The organism is Bacillus sp. MT(2024), assembly GCF_036362845.1.
Taxonomy (GTDB): domain Bacteria; phylum Bacillota; class Bacilli; order Bacillales; family Bacillaceae; genus Bacillus; species Bacillus velezensis.
On the sequence record NZ_CP143632.1, the window covers coordinates 4,011,239 to 4,021,246 of the forward strand.

The 10,008-nt window shown below is 44.3% G+C and carries 10 protein-coding genes; all 10 read right to left on the reverse strand.

Translation table 11 applies throughout. The features are described from left to right. Positions 1–18: 18 nt before the first annotated feature. Entirely contained in the window at positions 19–870 is an 852-nt protein-coding gene (locus tag VP472_RS19985) for a ParB/RepB/Spo0J family partition protein (protein ID WP_070082675.1), read from the reverse strand. After that, a complete protein-coding gene (gene soj / locus VP472_RS19990) occupies positions 863–1,624 on the reverse strand; it encodes a sporulation initiation inhibitor protein Soj (RefSeq protein ID WP_007409899.1) in 762 nt (253 codons plus the stop codon). Before soj ends, VP472_RS19985 begins: the two co-directional genes overlap by 8 nt. 298 nt (positions 1,625–1,922) lie before the next feature. Continuing rightward, complete coding sequence (gene noc, locus VP472_RS19995; protein WP_007409900.1) at positions 1,923–2,774, reverse strand: nucleoid occlusion protein; 852 nt, start codon at positions 2,772–2,774, stop codon at positions 1,923–1,925. Positions 2,775–2,895: 121 nt separating this feature from the next. After that, positions 2,896–3,615, reverse strand: coding sequence for a 16S rRNA (guanine(527)-N(7))-methyltransferase RsmG (gene rsmG, locus VP472_RS20000; RefSeq protein ID WP_102422142.1), 720 nt, complete (start codon positions 3,613–3,615; stop codon positions 2,896–2,898). Between the two features lie 13 nt (positions 3,616–3,628). Continuing rightward, positions 3,629–5,515 (reverse strand): tRNA uridine-5-carboxymethylaminomethyl(34) synthesis enzyme MnmG, encoded by a 1,887-nt coding sequence (gene mnmG / locus VP472_RS20005; protein WP_070082677.1) that lies wholly within the window; start codon positions 5,513–5,515, stop codon positions 3,629–3,631. 16 nt (positions 5,516–5,531) lie between these two features. Beyond that, positions 5,532–6,911, reverse strand: coding sequence for a tRNA uridine-5-carboxymethylaminomethyl(34) synthesis GTPase MnmE (mnmE, locus tag VP472_RS20010; RefSeq protein WP_004392954.1), 1,380 nt, complete (start codon positions 6,909–6,911; stop codon positions 5,532–5,534). Positions 6,912–7,200: 289 nt separating this feature from the next. Next, positions 7,201–7,842, reverse strand: coding sequence for an RNA-binding cell elongation regulator Jag/EloR (gene jag / locus VP472_RS20015; protein WP_017418434.1), 642 nt, complete (start codon positions 7,840–7,842; stop codon positions 7,201–7,203). Further along, positions 7,839–8,588, reverse strand: a complete 750-nt coding sequence (gene spoIIIJ / locus VP472_RS20020) for a YidC family membrane integrase SpoIIIJ (RefSeq protein WP_071182106.1) — start codon at positions 8,586–8,588, stop codon at positions 7,839–7,841. Before spoIIIJ ends, jag begins: the two co-directional genes overlap by 4 nt. Positions 8,589–8,748: 160 nt before the next feature. Further along, the gene (rnpA, locus tag VP472_RS20025) at positions 8,749–9,099 is read right to left on the reverse strand and encodes a ribonuclease P protein component (protein ID WP_004392944.1); all 351 of its coding nucleotides are present in this window, start codon (positions 9,097–9,099) and stop codon (positions 8,749–8,751) included. 154 nt (positions 9,100–9,253) lie between these two features. Then, positions 9,254–9,388 carry a 50S ribosomal protein L34 gene (gene rpmH / locus VP472_RS20030; protein ID WP_003178075.1) on the reverse strand — a complete coding sequence of 45 codons (135 nt, stop codon included), beginning with the start codon at positions 9,386–9,388 and terminating at the stop codon, positions 9,254–9,256. Positions 9,389–10,008: the final 620 nt, after the last annotated feature.

Sequence of the window (10,008 nt, forward strand, 5' to 3'; positions counted from 1 at the left end):
TATAAATAAAGATGGTTTTTACGCTTCTCTCTCGGACAATAGTTCCAGGATACGTTCAAGATCTTCATTTGAGAAAAACTCAATCTCAATCTTCCCTTTTTTCTTTTGTCTCTTAATATTGACTGTTGTTCCGAAGTAATTTTGCAAATACGATTCCCGCTCTTTTAACACAACATCTTGAACAGGTTCTTTTTTCTTTGTTTCACGTGGAACATTGTTGTTTAACTGCTGAATCAGCTGCTCAAGCTGACGGACGTTTAGCTGTTCTTCAACCACTTTCTGCACAAGCGGTTCAAGCTTGTTTTTATTTTTCAAACCAAGCAAGGTTCTGCCGTGTCCCATGGATAACGTACCTTCTGCAATGAGGTTCTGGATGCTTTCCGGCAGCGTCAGCAGTCTTAAATGGTTGGCAATATGAGGCCTGCTTTTCCCGAGCCGTTTAGCGAGCTGTTCCTGGGTTAAATCCAAATGCTTCAGCAGTGAGTCATATGCCAGAGCTTCTTCAAGCGGTGATAAGTCTTCACGCTGAAGGTTTTCCAAAAGAGCGATTTCCCGCATCAGCGATTCAGATAAATCCCGCACGATAGCCGGTACTGTCTCTTTACCGGCAAGTTTTGCGGCGCGGTAACGGCGTTCGCCTGCTACAATATCATAGCCCTTCAATGATTTTCTCACGATAATGGGCTGAAGAATGCCATGCTGAATGATGGACTCCTTCAGTTCAGCTAATGACTCATCGTCAAATTGTTTTCTTGGCTGATAAGGATTGGGGCGTAAATCACTGATTTTAATCTCTTCCACTGTCTCTTCAGACAAATCAACCTGATTAAACAACGCGTTAATCCCTTTTCCGAGCCCGCCTTTAGCCATTCGCTGCCACTTCCTTTGCTAAATCTAAATATACTTCCGCACCTCTCGAACGCGGATCGTATAATATGATCGGCTTGCCGTGACTCGGCGCCTCACTTAAACGGACATTGCGAGGAATAATGGTTTGATACACTTTATCTCTAAAGTATTTCTTTACCTCTTCTATCACTTGAATGCCGAGATTCGTTCTGGCATCAAGCATCGTCAGAAGCACTCCTTCTATCATTAAGTCGGTATTTAAATGTTTTTGCACAAGCCGAACTGTATTTAATAATTGACTCAATCCTTCAAGAGCGTAGTATTCGCACTGAACCGGGATAACGACTGAATCTGAAGCGGTAAGCGCATTAATCGTTAATAACCCGAGAGACGGAGGACAATCAATAATCATGTAATCGTAATTTTGTTTCACAGATTCTAATGCTCTTTTCAGCCTGACCTCCCGTGAGATCGTCGGAACCAATTCGATTTCCGCTCCCGCAAGCTGGATCGTGGCCGGAATGACATCTAAGTTCTCTACTGAAGTCGGTTTAATAATATCTGTAACATCTGCATCATCTACTAAAATGTCGTACACACAATGATCCACATCGGCTTTTTCAATCCCTAATCCGCTCGTTGCATTGCCCTGCGGATCAATATCAACAAGAAGAACCCTTTTACCTATGTAAGCCAAGCAAGCCCCCAGATTGACAGAAGTCGTCGTCTTCCCGACTCCGCCTTTTTGGTTCGTAATTGCTATGATTTTTCCCACGATGTCACCTACCTTCACATGAACATGTACTGTCTTGTTTCTATCTTATCAAAAAAAGAGTAAAGCGTTTTATTTTTTTCATAATTTGTTTATCAGCAAGTGAAAAAAATGTAAACGAAAAAGACACTTTCTAATATAAGTTCTCCGATAAAGTGACTTTTTTGACTGTAAAAAGACAATTCACGACACAAAAAGATAAAATTTTACATATATAATGTATAGTGCACAATAAATCTATCATTATCTCAAAATAGTTTTTTGATTAAAATAAAAACTCCCCTGCTGATCAGGAGAGTTTTTATTTAGGTATCCGAATGGTAAGCTGGATGTACTCTTCGAATTCTTCTTCTTCAGTGTTCAGCCTGACGCCACTGTCTTCTACCATCGACAGTGACTGACGAATCGTATTCATCGCAATTCTTGTATCCCTGCTGAACGCTTTGCGTCTCGGCTTTGGTTTCTGCTTATTCTGTTCAAGCATTTTCACCACTCTGTCTTCCGTCTGCTTGACGTTTAAGCTTTTCTCAATGATTTCCGCAAGCAATGTGACCTGAAACTCCGGCTGTTTGAGCGGAATCAGTGCTCTTGCATGACGTTCCGTAATTTTTTTCTCCATAATCGCATCCTGGACGGGTTCCGGGAGCTTTAACAATCGGAGCTTGTTCGCAATCGTTGACTGGCCTTTTCCTAAGCGCTGCGCCAAGGCTTCCTGTGTTAAATCATGAAGTTCTAACAGCCTTGCGTACGCATGAGCTTCCTCAATGGAGGACAATTCTTCCCTTTGCAGGTTTTCAATCAAAGCGACAGATGCTGTTTCCGTATCAGAAAAATCTTTAATAATTGCGGGAATCTTCTCCCATTCAAGCGTCTGTACCGCTCTCCAGCGCCTTTCACCCGCAATGAGCTCATATTGTCCTTCATCTTCTGTATGTCTGACAACAATCGGCTGAATGATGCCGTGTGTATGGATAGTCATTGCTAACTCTTTGATTTTTTCATCTGAGAAAATGGTGCGTGGCTGAAAACGGTTGGGAACGATAGCATGTACCGGTATTTCGAGTATCTCTTCTTTGTTTGTATCATGCTCAGCTATCTCCGGTTCCTCTTCCTTCTCACCAAACCCGAAGAAACGAGAGAATGAATGCTTCATGTACCTACACCACCTTTAAAAACTGCCATTTTTATAATTCTATTTTCTCATGGTTTTTCCTGCTGTATCTTCATCAATTTTGCAGAAAATATGATGGAATTGTCACATCAGGCTGTCTAAATTACCCTTCAATTGGCGATTTATTTGGAGTACCCGGTTTTCTCGGATATTTTTTCGGAGTGCTTTTCGTCTTGCGAATGATCATAATGTTCCGTTCACTTTCTTCAACGGGAAGTGTAAAGGAATGAACTTGTTCAAGCTCTCCTCCCAATACTTTAATCGCCTTTTGCCCCGCTTTCAGCTCTTCATCAGCGGCTGCAGCTTTTAGTGCCGCAAATATACCGTTTTTCTTGGCCAGCGGCAGACAAAGCTCACTCAGGACTGACAGACGCGCCACCGCACGGGCCGTCACGAGATCGAAGCTTTCCCGGACGTCTTTCCGCTGTCCGAATGTCTCCGCTCTGTCATGGACAAATGTCGTATGCTCTAATTGTAAAGCATCAGAGAGAGTTTCCAAAAACGTAATCCGCTTATTCAGTGAATCGACGATGGTGACATGCAGATGCGGGAAGCAGATTTTGACGGGCAGGCTTGGAAAACCGGCGCCGGCGCCGACATCACAAAGAGTGGTGACCTTTTCAAAATCAATATAAAATGCCGCCGTTATCGAATCATAAAAATGCTTGAGATAAACTTCCTTTTTCTCAGTGATGGATGTCAGATTCATTTTTTCGTTCCATTCCACGAGCATCCGGTAATACAACTCGAATTGATCCAGCTGGCGGTCAGAAAGGGAAATCCCTTTCTCCGCTAAACTGGATGTAAATTCCTCTATATTCATGCCGTCATCCTTTCTATTCAGCTACCTTGGCAATACGGCCCTGCTCCAGGTATACCAGCAGGATTGAAATGTCTGCCGGATTGACGCCGGAAATACGGGACGCTTGAGCAACTGATAAAGGACGCACTTCTTTCAGCTTTTGACGGGCTTCAGTAGCAATTCCTTTAATGGCGTCATAATCAATCCGATCAGGGATTTTTTTGTTTTCCATTTTCTTCAGCTTTTCCACTTGCTGCAAGGATTTTTCGATATATCCTTCATATTTCACTTGGATTTCCACTTGTTCCGCCACATCTTGCGGAACCGGAGAATCTGCAGGCGCAAGTTTTGTCACTGTTTCATAGTTCATTTCCGGACGTTTCATTAAATCTGTGCCGCGCACTCCGTCTTTCAGCTCGCTTCCGCCGAGTGAACGGATATATTCCTGATTCTCAGGAGACGGCTTGATAATAACAGACCAGAGACGTTTTTTCTCTGCCTCGATCGCCGCTTTTTTCTTCTCAAACGCTTCATAGCGTTCATCAGAAATTAAGCCGATCTCGTGGCCGATTTTCGTCAGGCGAAGATCCGCGTTATCGTGACGGAGCAGCAGTCTGTATTCCGCCCGTGAAGTCAGCAGACGATACGGTTCATTGGTTCCTTTCGTTACCAAATCATCAATCAATACACCGATATAAGCATCGGAACGGCTGAGGATCACTTCTTCTTTTCCAAGCGCTTTGCGCCCTGCGTTGATCCCTGCCATAATTCCTTGCCCGGCTGCTTCCTCATAACCTGATGTACCGTTAATTTGACCGGCTGTGTACAGGTTAGGGATTTTTTTCGTCTCCAGTGTAGGCCAGAGCTGCGTCGGTACAATCGCGTCATACTCAATCGCGTATCCGGCTCTCATCATCTGCACCTTTTCCAGTCCCGGAATGGTCGCCAGCATCCGCTGCTGCACGTCCTCAGGAAGACTCGTGGATAGACCTTGAACGTATACTTCCTGCGTATTTCTGCCTTCCGGTTCAAGGAAAATCTGATGGCGCGGTTTATCATTAAACCGAACGACTTTATCTTCAATCGAAGGGCAGTATCTCGGTCCCGTTCCTTTAATCATACCCGAATACATCGGCGAACGATGCAGGTTGCTGTCGATGATCTCATGAGTCTCAGGACTCGTGTAAGTCAGCCAGCAAGGCAGCTGATCGGTAATGTATTCAACCGTTTCATATGAGAAAGCGCGCGGAACCGGGTCCCCCGGCTGGATTTCTGTTTTGCTGTAATCAATGGAATCGCTTGAGACACGAGGAGGCGTGCCCGTTTTAAAACGGACGAGATCAAAACCGAGCTCCTCTAAGTGCTCAGAAAGTTTAATAGACGGCTGCTGGTTATTCGGGCCGCTTGAGTAAGACAGATCACCGAGAATGATCCGCCCTCTTAAATACGTTCCGGTTGTCAGCACGACCGTTTTTGCCTTGTATTCAGCACCGGTTTGCGTAATGACACCGCGGCACTCTCCGTCTTCAATGATTAAACGCTCGGCAATCCCTTGAAGAAGTGTCAAATTCGGTGTTTTTTCCAGCGTATGCTTCATTTCGTGCTGATATTGGAATTTATCCGCCTGCGCACGCAACGCCCGTACGGCCGGACCTTTTCCTGTATTAAGCATTCTCATTTGAATATGAGTTTTATCTATATTTCTAGCCATTTCTCCGCCGAGCGCGTCAATTTCGCGGACGACAATCCCTTTCGCGGGGCCGCCGACAGACGGATTACATGGCATAAACGCAACCATATCAAGATTAATCGTCAAAACAAGCGTTTTGGCTCCCTGGCGCGCGGATGCGAGGGCAGCCTCAACACCGGCATGCCCGGCGCCGATGACAATCACGTCGTATTGGCCTGCTTCATACCCCATGGTTTTTTCCTCCCTTTTATTTACCTAAACAAAATTGTGAAAAGAGCTGATCAATTAAGCTTTCGTGGACGGCATCACCGATGATTTCGCCCAGCAGTTCCCAGCACCTTGTCAAATCAATTTGCACCATATCAATCGGAACATCCTGTTCAATTCCGTTCAGCGCATCATCAATCGCTTGCTTGGCCTGATGCAGAATCGAAATATGACGGGTGTTGCTGACATAGGTGAGATCTCCGCTTTCGATCGCTCCTGTATAAAATAGCGACTGAATCGCTTCCTCTAAATCTTGAATGCCTTCTTCTTTCAGCAATGAGGTCGTGACGACAGGCCGGCCTTTCGCCAATTCCTTGACGCGCTCAGCGTCAATCTTAGCCTCAAGGTCCGTCTTATTCATAATGACAATGACGTCCATTCCCTCAACCGCTTCAAACAATTTCACATCTTCTTCAGAAAGCGCTTCGCTGTGGTTAAGCACAAGCAAAATGAGATCCGCTTCCTTCAGAACCTGCCGTGACCGTTCCACACCGATTCTTTCGACGATGTCTTCTGTCTCACGGATTCCGGCGGTATCGACAAGCCGAAGCGGCACGCCTCGCACATTGACATATTCCTCAATCACATCACGCGTCGTTCCCGGAATATCGGTTACGATCGCCTTCGTTTCATGGACAAGACTGTTAAGCAGAGAGGATTTCCCGACGTTCGGACGGCCGATGATCACGGTAGACAGTCCCTCACGCAAAATTTTCCCCTGCTCAGACGTACGGAGCAGCGCCTCGATTTCTTTCTTCACGCCGCTTGCCTTCTCCACTAAAAGCTGATGCGTCATTTCTTCGACGTCATCATATTCCGGATAATCTATATTCACCTCAACATGGGCAAGTGTTTCTAACAACTCATCACGCAGACGGCGGACAAGCGCGGAAAGCCGTCCTTCCATCTGGTTCATGGCGACATTCATGGCACGGTCCGTTTTGGCCCTGATCAGATCCATCACCGCTTCCGCCTGTGAAAGGTCAATCCGTCCGTTTAAAAATGCGCGCTTCGTAAACTCACCGGGTTCTGCCAGTCTCGCACCTTCTCTTAAAGCAAGCTGGAGCACCTGATTAACCGTCACAATACCCCCATGACAGTTGATTTCAATGACATCTTCCCTTGTGAATGTTCTGGGCGCTCTTAAAACAGACACCATGACTTCCTCAATAATCCGTCCCGTCGTACTGTCTGCGATATGCCCGTAATGAATGGTATGCGATTCTGCCGAACTGAGCGTTTTGCCTTTCGGACCCTTGTACATTTTGTCGGCGATCTTTACGGCTTCCGGGCCGCTCAGCCGAACGATCGCAATCGCGCCTTCACCCATCGGAGTTGAAATCGCTGCAATTGTATCCATGCTGTTCACCTCTCTTTATCTCTGTTTCCATCTATATAAAAAATTTTATTTACGCCAAAATTAAAAGATAACATAGTTTGGTTTGAAGTGGAAGATACGTTATCCACAAAGGCAGAAATTCATCCCTTATTACTTTAACTTATCCACATGTGAATAACAATTAATTTTATTTCCTAAAACCTTTTTTATCAACAGCATAGACCGAAAAAGAAAAAACTTAAACGCAAAAAATGCGATTCTGCTCAGGAATAGAGCCATTTTTACCAATAAAAAAACCGAAGTTCCGATTTTACCCGGACTTCGGTTTTCTGCTATCTTTATGGGAAATAACGAGATGGCGGTATCGGCCTTCACCGGTAGAAAACGTTTTGATATTTGGATGCTTTGACAGCGCGTCATGGATGATTTTTCTTTCACCTGACGGCATCGGTTCTAAATGCACATCTTTTTTCGTTTTCGACACTTGCTTGGCCAGCCTGTTTGCCAGCTGATCCAGAATTTCTCTTCTTTTCCGCCGATAATTCTCAGCGTCGACAACGGCTTGGCGATACTGGCCGGAGCCGCGGTTCAAAACAAGCTGCGTCAATGTTTCCAATGCATTGAGTGTTTGTCCTCTTTTGCCAATAAGCAGCGCCGCTTTTTCACCTTTAATGTGAAAACAGACTGTTTTCTTGTTTTCTTCCGTAACAATCTCAGAAGGCCCGGCAATAGAATGGATGATTTCTTCCAAATACGCTTTCGCTTCCTGAACAGGATTTCTTTTCTCTTCAAGTTCTACGATCGCATTCTTTTTTCCGAAAATACCCAAAAACCCTTTATATTCTTCTTGCACCACTGTTATTTCTACTTGATCTTTCGTCAGTTGAAGTTCCTGAAGGCCTGATTGAACTGCTTCTTCGACATTCCGTCCCGCAGCAGTCACCTTCTTCACTTTTTCTTTCCTCCGGCTTTCTGCGTTTCCGGATCGTGTTTAATGTCAGGTCCTTTAATAAGGAATGTCTGAGCAATCATAAACAGGTTTCCGACTACCCAATACAGAGAAAGCGCGCTCGGGAAGTTGATCGCAAATACGATGATCATGATCGGCATAATCCATACCATCATTGCCATTTGAGGATTCTGAGTCGCATTTCCGGCCATCATCAGCTTCTGTTGGACAAAAGTGGCCACACCGGCAACGATAGGAAGAATATAGTAAGGATCCTTCTCTCCTAAATCAAACCATAAAAAGCTGTGCTGTGAAATGGCTTGCGTACGCATAATGGCGTGGTAGAATCCGATCAAAATCGGCATTTGAATCAGGATCGGGAAACATCCCGCCAGCGGGTTTACCCCGTGCTTTGAAAACAGGGCCATCGTTTCCTGCTGAAGCTTCTGCTGCGTTTTTTGATCTTTAGAGCTGTATTTTTCTCTGAGCTTCTGCATTTCAGGCTGCAGCGCCTGCATCGCTTTTGAGCTTCGAAGCTGCTTGATCATCAGCGGCAGAATCAGCAGACGAATTAAAATCGTAACGATGATGATCGATAAACCATAGTTATCGCCCGTCAGTTTCGCTACGTACGTAATGACTTCTGACAATGGATACACAACATATTTGTCCCAGAAATGCGGACTATTCGCCGTAATCGGCTCTTTCACACTCGAGCACCCGGCCAGCAGCACGAGCATACCGACCATACTCAGTAGTAACCATATTCTCCTTTTCAAGAACGTTTCCTCCTATACCAATCTTTATAAACCTTGTATGTATTTTAGCATCTTTCAGTTTCAAATGGCGTTCATTTTTCGCCAAATAAAAGGAAGCGCTTTTAAAAACGTGAAGAAAACAAAATATGAGCTATTTTGACGAAGATTTCTTATATAATGAGGTTTTTCTGAATAAGTGCTGCAGACTCTTTTTCGTTTCTTCAAAACTGAGGTCGCCGGCGGGTTTTCTTGCGATAATAATAAAATCTTTCGGCTTGAGCAGCTCTTTTTCCTCCTGAACCGCCTGTCTGATTAACCGCTTCACCCGATTGCGCACGACGGCATTGCCGATTTTTTTACTGACAGAAAGCCCTACCCGGAGCTCTTCCTGTTTCGGCTGATCAAGCGTATACAGCACGAACTGGCGGTTTGCCATAGACGTTCCGCGTTTAAACACTTTTTGAAAATCTTCATTTTTCTTTAACCGATTTCGCTTCTTCACTTTAATTCACTCCGATATTCACTCGCAGAAACTTTTATTTCTATCTAAAAAAAACGGGCCGCCGGAATACTGAAGAAATTTCTCCAGTACCGGGCGACGCATGACATCTCTTTTCTCTTAATGTGAAAAAAGACCACTGACATTATTCAGTGGCCTAAGCTGATAATACTTTTCTGCCTTTGCGGCGACGGCGTGCTAATACTAGACGACCGTTTTTTGAACTCATACGGCTTCTGAAGCCATGAACTTTACTGCGTTTACGGTTATTCGGTTGGAATGTTCTTTTCATTTATGACACCTCCCTCGAGGAATAGCTGTTAAAGACAGTCTTACTTATTATATTTGTGCTGCCTATTCATTGTCAACTTCAGCAGTGCTTTTATTTCTTACAACCATAATAGGATAACATACCTTAACCAGATTAGAAACCTTATTTTTCATATTCCTTTTTTTAACGCACAAAAAAAGCCGCGCTCCCCCGAAAAACGTCATGTGGATAATTTTTCGGTCTTTTTTTAATATCCACAATCGTTATCGACAACATTTTCACATTGCTAACCCCTGTGGACAAAGATTTTTCAACAAGTTGTCAGGTTTGTGGATAAGATTACGAGAACCATTGCAAGTCCTCGCTTAATTTGATATTATATTTGTGTTTTAACTCTTAATTACTTATCCAGTCCATTCTCTTTATCCACAAATTGTGGATAAGTTGTGGATTGTTTTCACACAGCTTGTGTAGATTGTTGTCCACAACTTGTGGAATTTGTCGAAAAGCTATTTTTCTACTATACTATATGTTTTCAACATTTCGTGTGTACGAATGGTCAGAGCCATATGCTCTTTTTTTGTGTTCTATAACAGGGGGAGGGCGCTGATTTTTAAAGAAAAGGAGGGCTGTGCCGGATA